The organism is Mangrovimonas aestuarii (assembly GCF_028767185.1).
Lineage (GTDB): Bacteria > Bacteroidota > Bacteroidia > Flavobacteriales > Flavobacteriaceae > Mangrovimonas_B > Mangrovimonas_B aestuarii.
The window spans coordinates 1-15,439 of the sequence record NZ_JARACK010000002.1 but is presented as its reverse complement, the minus strand read 5'-3'; the positions used below and the strand labels follow the sequence as shown (position 1 = coordinate 15,439).

Below are 15,439 nucleotides of genomic sequence, written 5' to 3'. Positions count from 1 at the left end.
AATGGACGATTATACTGTAAAAGAAGGAAAAACTTGGGCGGTAGTAAGCTACCTAACATTCATTGGATTAATTATTTCCGTAATTATGAATTTAGAAAAGCGTAACCCATTTACCTCTTTCCATATCAGGCAAATGTTAGGATTAATCCTTATGCTGATTGTTTCAAACATTACCGAAAAATTCATTGGAAGTTGGATTGGGACAGCACTTTGGGCAGTAACCTTTGTTTGCTGGGTTTATGGAATTTTTCATGCCATTAAAGGAGAATATAAGCCTATTCCTGTTATTGGCGATAAGTTTCAAGAATGGTTTAAAAATGTGATGTAATGCAGAGTACCCATTTATGCTTAGAACACCTAGTTCGTCCTTCTAAATTAAAAGAAAATGCCCCTTTATTAATCATGTTTCATGGGTATGGAAGTGACGAAAACGATTTGTTTTCGTTTGCTTCAGAATTGCCTGAGGAACTATATATTCTTTCGGTTAAAGCACCACATGCACTACAACCTTACGGTAATGCCTGGTACGCGATTAATTTCGATGCCGTTAACGGAAAATGGAGTGACGACGAACAGGCTAAAGAATCACGCGATATTATTAGGCAATTTATTGATGAGGCAGTTGAAGCATATCCCGTTGATAAAAACAACGTAACGCTTTTAGGCTTTAGCCAAGGTACTATTTTAAGTTATGCAGTTGCATTAACCTACCCTGAGAAAGTAAAAAATGTAGTTGCTTTAAGTGGTTATATCAATCCTGAATTACTACCTAAGGATTTAAACCCTAATAAATACAAACACTTGAATTTCTACTGCTCACATGGAAATGTAGATCAGGTTATCCCTGTTGAATGGGCTAGAAAATCTGCACCTTTTTTAAAAGCATTGGGAATTAACCACCAGTATAGTGAATTTCCTGTTGGTCATGGTGTTGCTCCTCAAAACTTTTACGAGTTTAAAAACTGGTTAATTAAACACATTTAAATATTCTATACCTTTATACAAAAAGGTATTATGACTATTAAACAAGTGTTTCTTTGGGTAGGGCTTTTATTATCAATATCGCTATTTGCCCAAGATAGTCAAAAATGTTTTCAGGAAATAAACACACAAGTTTGGAATACGTTTTCTAATGCCTTTGAAAAACTTGACTTAGAAGCGTTTAAAAGCATTCATAGTCAAAATTTAATTCGTGTTTCTGGAGACAATAAATCTATCAGAAATGCCGAAGAATATTTTAAAGCTTATAAAACCAAATGGCAATCTAGAGCTATAAAACAAAGCATTCAGTTTCGTTTTATTGAACGTGTTTGCAATACCAACCGAGCATCAGAGCGCGGTATTTACAAACTTACCCGTAACCCTAATACATCAGAAGAGAAAAGCTATTACGGCCAGTTTCACGTTATTTTAGTCAAGAAAAATCAGATTTGGAAAATATTAGTGGACTACGATTCCAGTGAAAACAACAGCGCTAATGAAGACTCTTTTCTGGAAGGTCATGGCTTGAAGGAGTTTTCAAAATTTTAAACAAAAAAACCGACGGAAATTTCTCGTCGGTTTTAACTAATATCAGTACATAAAAAGCATTTTAATCTTGATTCACCACTAAACGGAATCCTTCTCCGTGAATGTTAAGAATTTCAACCTTATCATCCACTTTTAGGTATTTTCTTAATTTAGCGATATACACGTCCATACTACGTGACGTGAAATAATTATCGTCTCTCCAGATTTTTGTCAATGCCAGTTCACGAGGCATCAAGTCGTTTTCGTGCAATGCCAATAATCTCAATAGTTCATTCTCTTTTGGAGACAATTTTGTTGGCTCATTATCTCTATAGCGTAAGAAACGCAACTTAGAATTTAAATGGAAATCTCCTATCTTAAATTCAAATTGTTTACTGTCGGCCACAGTTTCATTAGCTTTACGCTGGATAATGGCCTTGATTTTCATAAGCAACACTTCACTATCGAAAGGCTTATTCAAATAATCATCGGCACCTACTTTATATCCTTTCAACACATCTTCTTTCATAGCTTTTGCTGTTAAGAAAATAATAGGGATTTCGGTATTGCGTTCTCTGATTTCCTTTGCTAATGTAAATCCATCCTTGTAAGGCATCATCACATCCAGAATACATAGGTCGAAATCATCTTTTTTGAACTTTTCAAAGCCTTCCATTCCATTCTTGGCATGGGTAACTTCGTACTCGTTCATCATTAAATAATCCTTTAAAACAGTTCCAAAATTTGGATCGTCTTCTACTAATAGAATTTTTTTGCGTTGCTCATTCATGACTTTATGATATTAATGGCAGTTTTATAATAAATGTACTCCCTTTTCCTTTTTCACTTTCTACTGAAATATGACCTTGGTGATCTTCAACTATTCGTTTTACATAGGCCAGTCCCAAACCATGTCCTTTTACATTGTGGATATCTCCGGTATGCTCCCTGTAAAACTTCTCGAATACATGTTTCTGAGCCTGTTTGCTCATACCACTACCTTGGTCTTTAATTTTCAGTAAAATACTGTTACCTACATTTTCGGTATAAACGTCAATCATTGGGGCTTCTGGAGAATACTTAATAGCATTATCCAGTATGTTTACAATAACATTTGTAAAGTGTGTTTCGTTCGCTAACACAGAAGATTTATCGGCTTCAAGATGAGTTTTAATAAAACCCTGTCGATCTTCAACAATTAGTTCTACATGGGTTATTGCATCTTCTATTAGTTCGTGCAGCTTTACTCTTTCTTTACTAATGTTTAATTCATTTCTTTCTAGTTTAGATATCCTTAAAACATTTTCTACCTGAGCATGCATACGCTTATTCTCATCCTTTATCATTTTAAGATACCGCTTTATTTTGTCTTTATCCTCAAGAACCATCGGATTTTTAATAGCGTCGAGAGCCAAATTAATGGTTGCTATAGGGGTTTTAAACTCATGTGTCATGTTATTGATAAAGTCGGTTTTAATCTCAGAAATCTTACGCTGCTTAATTAATTGCAACAAAGCACTTGCATAAGCAATAATAATGATTGAGGTAAACACAATAGACAACAATATCATCCCTATTATCGAGGAAAGAACAAACTTGGTATGTTGAGGAAAGTTCACTAACAAGCGATAGTTGTAACGGCTTTTCTCATCATGAAATATGGGCACACTAAACGTTGATGTTTTTTGCAATTCGAATCCCAAGCTTTGTACCTTGGTAGCCAAATCATTACTATAAATTGCAAATTCGTAATCTATATTAATGTTATCCTCTGCCAATTTTTTGGATAACAACTCCTTGATTTCTCCTGCACTAACCCGCTTATGGATTGGTGTTCTGCTCGCGGCAATCTTAAAGTACTCTTCAAAACTCAATCGCTCAGCCTCCGTCAGGCGTTTCACGTTAAAAACTTTTTCTTCAGGAAGGGTATTAAAGTCGTTACCGGAAATTCCTTTACCACTGTAAACTTTGGTTTCTGAACTGCTTAGAATTCGTTTAATGTTTATACTATCTAAACCTATGTCAAAGAGCGATGTGGATAGTTTATAATTCTCTTCTAAAATACCACTTCTAAAAATTAAGGTTTCATCTGTATTACTATCTTGCTGATATATCAATAACTGAGTAAGTGCAGTGGAGTCGGCTTCTTTCTGATCTTCTATTAAATATTGAAACCTATTAAAATAAGAGGTTACCTCTTTTTCCTCGATTTCCTTAGAAACATAACTGAGCGCTTTTTTTACGTTAAACGTAAATTGATTCTCCTCATTTTTTATGGAGTTACTGATATAATAAGCTTGAACGAAGATGATGCCAACGAGCGATAAACTCATTAGCAGCACCAATATGATGAATATCCTTTTGCTCATCGTTCAAAATTAACATTTTAACATTTAGTCCTCTTCTCCTTTAACCTTACATTAACAAAAATGTTAAAATTTAGGCTGACTTACAGGTTTTTAAGAATCTGATTATGTACAACTTGCACTTGATTACGCATATTATCAAGATTTAGATTTTCTATCACAAAATGGGAATGTTTTATCTTTTCATGATCACTCCATTGGTTGTCCATAATTGCCTTAACCTTGGATTCACTAGTATTATCGCGGGCAATAACCCTACGAATACGCTCCTCTTGAGGAGCTATTACAGTTATTACATAATCACATAGCTTATCTCCGCCATGCTCAAACAAAATAGCAACCTCCTTGATTACATAGGGTGCTGACTGCTTTAATACCCAGTCATCAAAATGTTTTCTTACAACTGGATGTACAATGGCATTCATTTTTCCCAACAGATTTTTATCATTGAAAATTTTATCAGCCACAAAAGATCTATTGAGTTCTCCCCCTCTATAAGCCTCTTCCCCGAACAGATTTACTATTTTTTGTTTAATTTCATCAGAAGTGTTCATCAATTTTTTAGCCTCATCATCGGCCGTATAAACTGGTATGCCCAACTCCTTAAAACTATTAGCTACCGTAGTTTTCCCACTTCCTATTCCTCCTGTTAAACCTACTACAATCATTGTGTGATAATAAATTCCACCTTTTGCTGATTAATCTTCACACGCTTAACCGCCATCGGCTTTTTGGTTAATTCCGGCACCAAAAAATGTTGTCCTTTTACTAAGGATGCATAATCACATACAACTTCAAAATCGGATTGTGAAATAGCGTTATAATCTTCTAAACTAGTATAATACTGAACATTAACATTTTTAGGAAAGTATTTTATGGTAATACCATCTGGCACGTTCAAAAGATTCACTGGAATTTTAAGAGTACCTTCTGTAAAACGTTTTACTTCTGCTGCAAGATTCACTTGCTTAGTAGAAAATTTAAGGTTTAGGTCCTTTGGAATTTGCAAAGCCAACTCTATATCTATATCAGATTTAATGTCCTTGAGAGTTATACTTTCGGTTTCCAATGCACTTATATTATCTACTTCTTTTGCTGGCCCTATAATTTTCACCATATTTGGTGTAATCGTAAAATCACCTATCATATCATATCCTGGACTGAAAGAAATGTCTCCATTCCATTTTACAGGTACGTTCTTAACCAAATATTTATCATATTTAAAGTAAAGTGTATCAGGTGTTATGCTTATTAGTTCCTCATCTTTATTAAACTGCCTATTAATCTGAGCATAAGCATCTTGCCTTGTCCATATATACGCCGATTCCGTTTTTGGTAAGTTCTCTGAAAAATCGATATCCAATGTTGGAGTTTTAAAATAGTATTTCAACAAATTAAACCCTATGGTTTTTACTGTGACTTTAATTTTAGGTGCATTCTCCTTAACCAATACATAAGATTCCGGAACATTTTTATAGTTCAACGAAAAGGTTATGGTATTTGTAAAGGGTTTCGATAACTTGATTAACACCAAAATAGAAAAAGACAACACAACAAACAGTAGAAAAACATTAAGTTTTCTACTCTTTACCAAGGTGGTGAATCTAGCTTTTATAAGTGGTGTCATCGATTTTAAAAAAACAAATGAGGGAATACTTTTTTAGGATCACGTTTTAGTATGCCTACAAGCCATGTCGATTTAATAAATCCATAACCATAGCCAAAGAACTGAATACCTACTGCCAAAAGAGACAGTATTCCTATTTTTATACTTTTAGTGACTATAAATGCTAATACTAAAATTAACATAAAGTAAGCAATATACAAAGCAATCAACCACCTATATCCCAACAACAGTCCAACAAAAGCTATTATAAAACCAATTGTAAACACTGTAGGAAACCAATAGGTTAATTTAGCTGTTTTTGGATGCCACTGGTTTAAAATAGGACGCACTAAACCAAACTTATTCACTTGTTTGTAAAACTTATTCCATGATATACGTCGTTTGTGAAAAACATAAGCTTCGGGAATTAACTTGGTTCTAAAGCCCAAGTCCCATAACCTTATAGAAAGATCGGGATCTTCACCAGGATGAATAGTACCGAACCCAGCAGAAGCTTGGTATGCTTTTTTAGACAAGCCCATATTAAAGCTTCTCGGTTGAAATTGATTCAAACTCCTCTTTTTACCTCGAATTCCTCCTGTTGTAATAAATGATGTCATTGCAAAATCTATAGCCTTCTGGATTGGGGAAAATGAGGCGTGTGATGTATCTGGACCTCCAAAACAATCTACATAATCCTTTTCCAAGCTTTGCTTTACTGCAGTTAGATACTGTTCTGGCAAAATACAATCAGAGTCTAAAATGATAAAGTAATTCCCTTTGGCTCTTTGCATGCCAAAATTTCTGGAATCTCCAGGTCCTGAGTTTTCCTTAAAGAAATAAGATATGTTCAATTGTGAGTTATAAGCATCCACAACTTCTTTAGATGATATTGTCGAACCGTCTTCAACAATAACAATTTCGTAGATTAAATCGGTATTCAGCTTTGAAAAGCTTTCCAACAACTCTCCTATTTCATCAGGTCGATTATAAACAGGAACAATAAATGAAAATTCCATTTGCATAGGGCAAAAGTAAGTAAAGCCCACAAAAAAAGCCGTCCTTAAGGACGGCTTTATCACATGAAAACCTAAAAATATTTAATGCAATTTTTATTGTTTTATAACTCTAAGAGTTTCAAAACTATCGTCTGTAGATACTTTTACGAAGTAAGCACCAGCATTCAAAACAGACATATCAATTTGAGCTCCTCTAGAATTCACAACATTTGTCAACACTTTTTGTCCAATTATGTTATAAACTGTAATCTCTCTTAAATTCTTCTCTGCTCTAATGTTTAGGATATCCGAAATAGGGTTAGGGTAATAGACCAACCCTACTATTTTGTCCTCTTCGATCCCTAGAGTACTCCATGAAGTAATTTCAATGTTATCTATAAAAAAGTCATAATCCTCAGCATCATCTACTGTTCCCTCATTTGCCCAAACAGCTATTCTAGCGGTAGAACTTGTATAATCTGTTAAATCAATGAGGGCTTCGTAGCCTGCATTAAACGGGTGGTCTCCAGAAATCCAAGTCTCCAATACAGCCCAAGTAGTTCCATTATCTTCAGATATTAATACTTTAACCTCATCATCTGATCCCATATACCCAGGATTAGTATTATTGTGGGCAGTAACACCAGCTTCAAATCGCAATCCGTAACCACCAGCTGAAAGATCGAAAACAGGCGATACTAACCAGTCCATTTTAGTGTTTGAATTTAAATTAATTCTCGCACTACCTGTTATTCCATCATTATTAAAGCCATCAATCACCCAAGCACTGTCTGAACCATTAGGTCCCTCAGCGATAGTTGAAGCAGATCCTTCAGTCCAACAAGCTTGACCTAAACTTAAGGTGTTTTCGAAGTTTTGTAAGTAATCTGGTGTAAAAACTCCACCACATTCAGTAGTAAATGAGATAGGACCTGTCCATGCCGCTAAATCTCCACCACCACAATTGGCTTGAATATATATTTCATATTGTATTCCTCCAATAAGCCCCTGAAGTGTAAATGGAGAAGCTGTAGTAGTTTCTTCCATTCCTGTTCCTTGTTCAAATCCAGCAACACCATATTCAACGATCCATTCCGTCTCATTTCCATTTACAGTCCATGCTATTGTAGCAGAATCATTAGAAATCGGATCAATTACCACATCTGACACTTCCAAACAACTCGGTCTTTCTTCTATACAAACTGAATCAATATTATATGTAAGATTGTTTGCAGATAGTCCATGCTTTATTCCCACATAAGTGTCAGTACCAACTGGAATATCTACTATAAATGACTCATACTCGTTACTTGATAGCGTAATGGTCTCTATCGCTGTAAAAGTACTACTGTCCAAGGCATAAGTTAAAGTTCCAACAATTAGATCCGTACCTTGAAGCCCTTTAGCATCAAAGGTTACACGATTATTTCCGTTTGACAACGTATTTACTCCAGGACTTACCAAAATGTAATCACCGGTAGGATCGCTCAAGTTCTTCATCAAAAATGATTCAGAAAAATGGACATAGCCATACCCTGGTCCACCATCGATAAAGGTCCAACATTCTTCAATAGTTGGATAGGAAGCATTACCATATTCAGCCTCATCAAATTCTTCACATAATGGTAGTACTCCGAAAGGATCACAAAGCGTTGTAAAGCTAGGTCCTTCTACCCATTCTCCTAAATCTCCGTTACCACAATTGGCCTGAACATATATATCGTACTCAGTATTCCCTGTTAAACCATCAATTACAAAAGGATTTGAATCTGCAGACACAGTAGCACCTGAGCCTTGGGCTAATCCAGCAGGAACATATTCTATATTCCAAGCAATTTCATCATCCCCTGTTGTCCATGATACCTCCACAGAATTATTAGTGATGTTATTGTTAGTAATATTTTGCACTTCCGCACATGTAGGAATAGCCTCTATACAAATATTATCAAAAAACAAGTTGATACTTAAACCAGCTAAACCATGTTTAAAGGCTAGATATTGATTTGTACCACTTGGTATAGTCACTGTAAACTCCTCCAATTGCGGATAAGTTGCTGTAACGGTATATGTTCCAATTGAAGTGAATGTAGACCCTAATTCAGGATCGCTCATGGTTCCAACAATAAACTGCTGAGCAGAAGGATTTGAAGACGATGCCTTAACACCAAAGGTAACTTGATTATTTCCTGAACTTAAGTTATTAATTTGAGGACTTACCAACATATAATCATTAACCTGATCTGTATAGTTGTTGATATAAAAAGCTTCGTTTTTCACATGTCCAAAACCATTCCCTGTATCTAAAAAGAACCAGCAATCAGGGGTATTCGGATTAACAGAAGTACCCGTAGGAATCCCATTAAAATCCTCACAAATAGAATCGAATGCTCCACAGACAGTTGTTACAGTATGTGGACCAACCCAAGTACTGTTATTTCCGTTTGAACATGACGTTTGAATATAGATATCATAAGTAGTATTACCTGTTAATCCGGTTATAGTAAAAGGGTTTGTACCTGCTGTATGAGTGGCAACACCTGTTGGTGTAGTTCCTGAGGTAACCACCTCAACGTTCCAACTATTTGGGTTGCTGTCCTGCTCTTCCCAGCTTAATTCAATAGAATTTGAAGAAATACCTTCTTCGCTAGCTGTGATAGTAACTGGCTGCACACATGATGGCATCTCATCTATTACAATATTATCGAAAAGAACATCATTGTGATGGAAGAAGTAATTAACAGTAGCATCAGAATCTGCAGACACCGTAAACCTAACCATAATATCATCTGTGATGGTAAGATCAGAAAGGTCTACAAAAAATTCTTGCCAGTCAGCACCTAAAACCTCAGTAAGACTAAAAACATTATTCCAAGAAGAACCATCAAACACCTCAATATCAATATCATTAGATATGTCGCTCCATGTATTTCTACTAAATAACGCGAATGATAAAGACGGATTTGTTAACCCAGAAACATCAATAGGTACCGTCGTTAAACTCGCAGAATCACCTGTATCTAAATCACTGCCATCAACCCATGCATAATAAGTATCACCCGAAGAAGTGTAATCTAAAACATTTTCAGATGGTGTATAAGCACCTAAATCAAATTTCCAAGTATATGTATCAGGACCTGTAGTGAACCAACAAATTGGAGTAATTGGGTTAGCAAAGTTTTGTGTTATGGGTGCTGTTACGGCATCGCATAAAGTATGAAGCGTATAAGGTCCAGACCAGATACTATTATTATCTCCACAGTCTGCCTGAACATAAAACTGATAGTTCGAATCCGCCACCAATCCATTAATACTATATGAATTAGTTGTTAATCCGTTTACTGCGGTTCCTGTTCCTAGCGCAAAACCAGAAACTCCATACTCAATATTCCACGACGTTTCAGAATCACCAACTGTCCAAACTAAATCAGCGGCATTTTGTGTAACATTAATTGCGTTTAGTCCAGTTGGTTCATAACAGCCAGGTATTAATGTAACGTTAATACCAGACCAAATACCATTGGTTCCAGTCATCGACTGTGATAAAATCAAATTTAAAGTACCATCAACCGAAGGGTCATAAATTGCAGGTAGTGTACCTGTAAAGGTTAATTGAGTTCCAAAAGTTCCATCCATTCCTCCAGAGGTAGGTGGAGTAACTGAGACACTCCCTGCCGAAGTAACCATTGTAATTCCCGCTTGGCTAGACCAAGCACCATTACCGCTGCTCCAAAAAGCAGTTACTATAAAATCTTGATAATAATTTGTAGGAAAATCATCTGTATTCGCAGAATCATTCAAGTTTAGAGTAACATTACTTCCTGCAACTACATTTTGTGGCCCCCCTATTGTTGGCAATGTGTACTGTGAAAACCCTTGTTGGGATATCAAAACACAGCATAAAGCCAAGAGCCATAAGCTAATCTTTTTCATATGTTTTTTTTTAGTTTATTAATAGTTGATTAGAAAAACCGGCGGCAAAACTATACGTTTAACAAAAGCAGAAACAATCGAAACCATGCATTAACGCCACTTAACCTAGAATTTAACTTAACATTAAGTAAAGGCTTAGAGTATCCATTTTTTTATCAAGTGATAGCTATTCACCAAGAAAGAAGGACACTAAAATTTTGTAATTTTTAAACTATGGCTTTATAAAAGTTTAAAAAAAGGCCTACTTTGGTAAGTAACAGAAATTAAGATCAAAAAAAAAAGCCACCCAAAGGGTGGCCTTCAAAAAAGATTAGAGATTATTACTTACTGTTTAATAATTCTAAACGTTTCTACAGCACCATTAATGGTTACTTTCACAAAATATGCACCTTCTTGCAGGTTCCCCATATCAAGAGTAGCATTAATAGTATTTGGATTTACCTCAATAACCTGCTGTCCCAACACATTGTAAACAGCTATGTTTTGAATATCCTTTTGTGACTTCAGTGTCAATTCAGATTTCACAGGGTTAGGATAAAATGCTAATCCAGCTATTTTATTTTCTTCAACCCCTAAAGTATCCCAAGTAGTTACCTCAAAATTATCTACGAAAAAGTCATAATCTTCGGTGTCATCAGAAGTTCCTTCATTTGCCCAAATAGCAATTCTGCTTGTTGCACTTGTATAAGAGGATAAATCGACAAGCACTTCATACCCTGCGTTAAATGGATGATCACCAGAAACCCAAGTTAGTAAATTAGTCCATGTAGCACCATTATCTTCAGATATCAGTACTTGAACTTGATCATCAGATCCCATATATCCAGGGGCAGAACTATCATGCGCTGTAACGCCTGCATCAAATCGTAATCCATAACCTCCAGCCGAAAGATCGAAAACAGGAGATACTAGCCAATCCATTTTAGTGTTTGAATTTAAACGGATTCTGGCACTCCCTCCATTACCATCATTATTAAAACTATCAATCATCCAAGCGCTATCAGTCCCATTAGGTCCTTCTGCAATAGTTGAAGCCGATCCCTCTGTCCAACACGTTTCATTTAATGTTGAGATGTTTTCAAAGTCCTCCAAATACTCAGGAGTGAAAGCTCCACAATCAGTAGTAAACAAGATTGGACCTGTCCAAGCAGCCAAATCTCCTGCACCGCAGTTTGCTTGCACATAAAATTCGTATTGAGTTCCTCCAATAAGGTTATCAAGAGTAAATGGAGATGTAGAAGTGTACACTAAATCCCCTGTTCCTTGTTCAAAACCTGCTTCTCCGTACTCAACAATCCACTCAGTCTCATTCCCATTTACCGTCCATTGCATTGTTGCTGAATTATCAGAAATTGGATTAACTACAATATCTGACACCTCAAGGCAACTTGGTATTTCTTCAATACACACCGAATCAATTCTGTAGGTAAGATTCACAGCAGACTGTCCATGCTTTATACCCACATAAGTGTCAGTACCAACTGGAATATCTACTATAAATGACTCGTATTCACTACTTGATAAGGTAATTGTCTCTATTGCTGTAAAAGTACTACCGTCTGTTGGATAGCTTAAAGTACCAACAATTAAATCGGTATCTTGTGGCCCTTTAGCAAAAAAACGTACTCGATTAGAACCGCTAGATAGTGCATTTATTTCTGGGCTTACTAAGATGTAATCTCCAGTTGAATCATTATGGTTTTTCAAATAAAATGCTTCAGTATAATCCACATAACCATACCCAGAACCACTATCAATAAAAGTCCAGCATTCTTCAATAGTAGGAACTGATGAGTTTCCTGATGGCGCTTCATCAAATTCTTCACATAGTGGCAAATCAAGAGGATCGCAAAATGTTGTAAAACTTGCTCCTTCAGCCCAATAAGCTAAATCTCCTGCACCACAGTTTGCTTGAACATATACATCGTACTCGGTGTTACCGTTCAAATCTGTAAGTACATAAGGATTAGAATCTGCAGTAACCACTGTACCTGTTCCTTGAGTAAATCCAACTGGACCATATTCAATATTCCAAGAGGTTTCGTCAGCTCCTGCCATCCATGATAGGTTAACACTACTATTAGTAAGGCTACTATAAGTAATATCTTCTACCTCTAAACAGGAAGGAATAGGCTCAATACAGATATTGTCAAAATAAAATTTAACATAACCAGCTCCCAAACCGTGCTTTAAAGCTAAAAATTGATCTGTACCACTTGGAATTGTTACTGTGAAATTTTCTGGTGTTGGATAAGCTTCAGTCACTGTAACCGTCGTTATTGGAGTAAATGAAGCACCTATTTCCGGAGCACTTAAAGTTCCAACAATAATATCCTTAGCAGAAACACCGGTAGATGAAGTTACTGCCTTAACATCAAAAGTAATTTGGTTATCACCAGAGCCCAAATTGTTTATTTGCGGACTTACTAGTGCATAATCATTGTTTATATCAGCTCCGTTAAAAATATAAAACTGACCATTGGTTACATAACCATAGCCATTACCACCATCTAAGAAATTCCAACAATCCTCATTGGTTAATGTAGCAGCGTTTCCATTAGGCACCCCTGTAAAATCGGTACAAACTGGCAAATCCATTGACTCACAAGGCGTATTCATACTAAAAGGACCAACCCAAGCACTACTATCTCCGTTTACACAAGATGTTTGAATATAAACTTCGTATGCTGTATTACCAGTCAATCCATCAAGTGTAAAAGGGTTCGTAGTCGCAGAGTGAGTAACAACACCTGTAGGCGAAGTTCCCGCTGCAATCAACTCGATGTTCCAGTTATTTGGATTACTATCCTGATCTACCCAGCTCAACTCTGCAGAATTAGCCAAAACATTACTAATAACCACATTATTAGGCTCTAAACAACTAGGTAGCTCATTTACAACAATATCATCGAAAAGAACATCATTATGATAAGAACTTGGAGCAGCATCAGAATCGGCCGACACAGTAAACCTTACCATAATATCACTTGTAATTGTTAGACCAGAAAGATCGATTGTATATTCTTGCCATTGGTCACCTAAAAGTTCTGTAGTATTATAAACATTGTTCCAAGATACACCATCAAAAACCTCAACGTCAATATCATTAGAGGCTTCTGAACTCGTATTGTTGCTAAACAAAGCGAATGACAATGAAGGATTTGATAGTCCCGATACATCAATCGGTACAGTGGTTAAACTCACAGAACCTTCTAAATCTATATTAGACCCGTCAACCCAAGCATAATTAGTACCTCCTCCAGTAGTATGGTCTTGAGCATATTGTGCGGCATAAGATGCTCCTGTACTAAATTTCCATGTACTCGTCAGACTTGTTGTAAACCAACAAAGTGGTGTAGTTGTATTTGCAAAAGACTCTGTTAAAGGAGCAGATACACTATTACATAAAGTATGGAGCGCGTAAGGCCCTAACCAAGAGCTATTTATATCTACATCACAATTAGCCTGAACATAAAATTCATAGTCTGAGTCTGCAACCAATCCATCAACACTATATAAATTAGTTGATATTCCAGTTACCGTAGTACCTTCACCCTGTACAAATCCTGTAGCTCCGTACTCCACATTCCAAGAAGTTTCTGTATTTCCAGCTATCCATTCTAAATCAGCTGTAGTTTGGGTGATGTTAGTTGCACTTAACTCTGTTGGTTCATCACAAACATCTGTATCATTAAGACCTGGAGCAACTCCATTGTCCTTTGTTAGATTGTGTGATCTGGTTATTGTAAGCAATGTATGCTTTGAAAATCCTTGATGGGACACTAAAAAGCAACATATGGCTAATAACCATAAAGTAATCTTTTTCATTTGTTTTTTTTAGTTTATTAATAGTTGATTAGAAAAACCGGCGGCAAAACTATACGTTTAACAAAAGCAGAAACAACCGAAACCAAGCATTAACGCTACTTAACCTAAAATTTAACTTAACATTAAGTAAAGGCTTAGAGTATCTATTTTTTTCTATGAAGTGATAGCTATTTCACCAAGAAAGAAGGACACTAAAATATTGTAATTTTTAAACTATGGCTTTATAAAAGTTTTAAAAAAGGCCTACTCTGGTAAGTAACAGAAATTAAGATCAATAAAAAAAGCCACCCAAAAGGGTGGCCTTCAAAAAAGATTTGAGATTATTACTTATTGTTTAATAATTCTAAACGTTTCTTCAATACCATTAATGGTTACTTTCACAAAATATGCACCCTCTTGCAGGTTCCCCATATAAAGAGTAGCATTAATAGTATTTGGATTTACCTCAAGAACTTGCTGCCCCAACACATTGTAAACCACAACGTTTTGAATATCCTTTTGTGCCTTCAATGTCAATTCAGATTTCACAGGGTTAGGATAATATGAAAACAGATATTGTTGCTCAAAATCTTCTATTCCTAACGCCATAGATGACCATACTTTTAAATCGAAAGAACCATCTATTGCTGGAGTTTGTCCATATTGATAAATACGCAAATAATAAGTCTCCCCAACAGTTAATCCCGTTGCTTGAACCTCTTCTACACCAGCTGTAAGAATACCATCAGAACAGCCTATTACTGTTAATCCCCCGGCACATGTTCCTGAATACAACTGAACAACAGAATCGAAATTAGCATCGAAAGTTATATTAACATCAGCAGTCAACGCTTCAAAAGAATACCATACATCATCATCAGCCATACCTGTCGCACCATTACAGCTTTCAGCGGCCACACCTGAATCGGTTGCACCATTTATAGTTCCTGGAATCGCTGTTGCAGAAGCTGCATCGGCGATACCCGTTTCTTGGACTACAGCAACTGAATTAGGACAATCATCGTTAGTAGGAGGACACGTAAAACTAACCGGATCACTGGTAAACTCACAATTGGCATCATTATCATCGCTTACTGTAAATGACACCTCATTTCCTGAAGTATAAGGTCCAAATTGAATTACACCAGTTGAAGTAACTGTTTCAACAAATCCAAAGAAATCATCAGAAATTGTCAAACTGCTGGCAGTTCCCATATCGGTGA

At 36.1% G+C, this 15,439-nt stretch carries 11 protein-coding genes; 3 read left to right on the top strand and 8 right to left on the bottom strand.

Annotation, left to right across the window (positions count from 1 at the left end):
* Window position 1 precedes the first annotated feature (1 nt).
* Genes PWU04_RS02735 through PWU04_RS02725 form a run of 3 tightly spaced genes read left to right on the top strand, consistent with a single transcriptional unit; the run spans window position 2 to window position 1,530 of the window.
* Window positions 2–328: a DUF4870 domain-containing protein gene (locus tag PWU04_RS02735; RefSeq protein WP_274474278.1), complete on the top strand. Its 327-nt coding sequence runs from the start codon at window positions 2–4 to the stop codon at window positions 326–328.
* Entirely contained in the window at window positions 328–984 is a 657-nt protein-coding gene (locus PWU04_RS02730) for an alpha/beta hydrolase (RefSeq protein WP_274474277.1), read from the top strand. The genes PWU04_RS02735 and PWU04_RS02730 overlap by 1 nt, the downstream gene beginning before the upstream one ends.
* A gap of 30 nt (window positions 985–1,014) precedes the next feature.
* Entirely contained in the window at window positions 1,015–1,530 is a 516-nt protein-coding gene (locus PWU04_RS02725; protein ID WP_274474276.1) for a DUF4440 domain-containing protein, read from the top strand.
* Between the two features lie 61 nt (window positions 1,531–1,591).
* Here the strand turns inward: PWU04_RS02725 and PWU04_RS02720 are convergent, their stop codons facing one another.
* From PWU04_RS02720 to PWU04_RS02685, 8 genes are all read right to left on the bottom strand, one after another.
* Window positions 1,592–2,299 (bottom strand): response regulator transcription factor, encoded by a 708-nt coding sequence (locus tag PWU04_RS02720; protein ID WP_274474275.1) that lies wholly within the window; start codon window positions 2,297–2,299, stop codon window positions 1,592–1,594.
* Window positions 2,300–2,303: 4 nt separating this feature from the next.
* On the bottom strand, window positions 2,304–3,878 hold the full coding sequence (locus PWU04_RS02715; protein WP_274474274.1) for a sensor histidine kinase: 1,575 nt from the start codon (window positions 3,876–3,878) through the stop codon (window positions 2,304–2,306).
* 80 nt (window positions 3,879–3,958) lie between these two features.
* Window positions 3,959–4,543 (bottom strand): dephospho-CoA kinase, encoded by a 585-nt coding sequence (gene coaE / locus PWU04_RS02710; RefSeq protein WP_274474273.1) that lies wholly within the window; start codon window positions 4,541–4,543, stop codon window positions 3,959–3,961.
* Entirely contained in the window at window positions 4,540–5,502 is a 963-nt protein-coding gene (locus tag PWU04_RS02705) for a CdaR family protein (protein WP_274474272.1), read from the bottom strand. The genes coaE and PWU04_RS02705 overlap by 4 nt, the downstream gene beginning before the upstream one ends.
* Window positions 5,503–5,507: 5 nt before the next feature.
* Window positions 5,508–6,506, bottom strand: a complete 999-nt coding sequence (locus PWU04_RS02700; protein ID WP_274474271.1) for a glycosyltransferase — start codon at window positions 6,504–6,506, stop codon at window positions 5,508–5,510.
* A gap of 87 nt (window positions 6,507–6,593) precedes the next feature.
* Complete coding sequence (locus tag PWU04_RS02695; protein ID WP_274474270.1) at window positions 6,594–10,409, bottom strand: fibronectin type III domain-containing protein; 3,816 nt, start codon at window positions 10,407–10,409, stop codon at window positions 6,594–6,596.
* A gap of 324 nt (window positions 10,410–10,733) precedes the next feature.
* Entirely contained in the window at window positions 10,734–14,237 is a 3,504-nt protein-coding gene (locus tag PWU04_RS02690; protein ID WP_274474269.1) for a fibronectin type III domain-containing protein, read from the bottom strand.
* A gap of 327 nt (window positions 14,238–14,564) precedes the next feature.
* On the bottom strand, window positions 14,565–15,439 hold an 875-nt coding region (locus tag PWU04_RS02685; protein ID WP_274474268.1), incomplete at its 5' end, for a T9SS type A sorting domain-containing protein.

What these genes read in the sequence shown, in the direction of transcription:
- PWU04_RS02735 (WP_274474278.1), top strand. Translation starts at nt 2, where the DNA reads ATGGACGATTATACTGTAAAAGAAGGAAAAACTTGGGCGGTAGTAAGC.
- PWU04_RS02730 (WP_274474277.1), top strand. Translation starts at nt 328, where the DNA reads ATGCAGAGTACCCATTTATGCTTAGAACACCTAGTTCGTCCTTCTAAA.
- PWU04_RS02725 (WP_274474276.1), top strand. Translation starts at nt 1,015, where the DNA reads ATGACTATTAAACAAGTGTTTCTTTGGGTAGGGCTTTTATTATCAATA.
- PWU04_RS02720 (WP_274474275.1), bottom strand. Translation starts at nt 2,299, where the DNA reads ATGAATGAGCAACGCAAAAAAATTCTATTAGTAGAAGACGATCCAAAT.
- PWU04_RS02715 (WP_274474274.1), bottom strand. Translation starts at nt 3,878, where the DNA reads ATGAGCAAAAGGATATTCATCATATTGGTGCTGCTAATGAGTTTATCG.
- coaE (WP_274474273.1), bottom strand. Translation starts at nt 4,543, where the DNA reads ATGATTGTAGTAGGTTTAACAGGAGGAATAGGAAGTGGGAAAACTACG.
- PWU04_RS02705 (WP_274474272.1), bottom strand. Translation starts at nt 5,502, where the DNA reads ATGACACCACTTATAAAAGCTAGATTCACCACCTTGGTAAAGAGTAGA.
- PWU04_RS02700 (WP_274474271.1), bottom strand. Translation starts at nt 6,506, where the DNA reads ATGCAAATGGAATTTTCATTTATTGTTCCTGTTTATAATCGACCTGAT.
- PWU04_RS02695 (WP_274474270.1), bottom strand. Translation starts at nt 10,409, where the DNA reads ATGAAAAAGATTAGCTTATGGCTCTTGGCTTTATGCTGTGTTTTGATA.
- PWU04_RS02690 (WP_274474269.1), bottom strand. Translation starts at nt 14,237, where the DNA reads ATGAAAAAGATTACTTTATGGTTATTAGCCATATGTTGCTTTTTAGTG.